The organism is Salmonella sp. SAL4457 (genome assembly GCF_046548235.1).
Taxonomy (GTDB): Bacteria; Pseudomonadota; Gammaproteobacteria; order Enterobacterales; family Enterobacteriaceae; genus Salmonella; species Salmonella enterica.
In genome coordinates this window covers 1-273 of sequence record NZ_JBGDZO010000474.1, presented here as the reverse complement: position 1 = coordinate 273, position 273 = coordinate 1, and the positions used below count along the sequence as shown (strand labels likewise).

Below are 273 nucleotides of genomic sequence, written 5' to 3'. Positions count from 1 at the left end.
CACCGTGTCCGTCCCGGTCCTGGTGGCGTTCCTCGGCGCCTGCCTGGTGCTGGCGGTCGGCGGCGTCCGGCTCGTGCTGCTCCGCCCGGCAGGGGTGGTCGTCACGCTCGCCGGGCTGGTGATGGGTGCGCCGTTCTGGTGGGGCTTCGACCTCCCCTTCGCCTGGTTCAACGCGGTGAACGTCCTCGCCCTCCTCGCGATGGCAGGCGTCGCGAGCGTGGGCGGTCGTGGCCGTGCGTGAGGGCCGCGCTCTCCTCCCCGGCATGGTGGTGC

General features: G+C 74.0%; 1 protein-coding gene. It reads left to right on the top strand.

The features are described from left to right. The coding region (locus tag ACLJNW_RS25110) for a hypothetical protein (RefSeq protein WP_410961343.1) at window positions 1-241 on the top strand (241 nt) is incomplete at its 5' end. Between the last annotated feature and the right edge of the window lie 32 nt (window positions 242-273).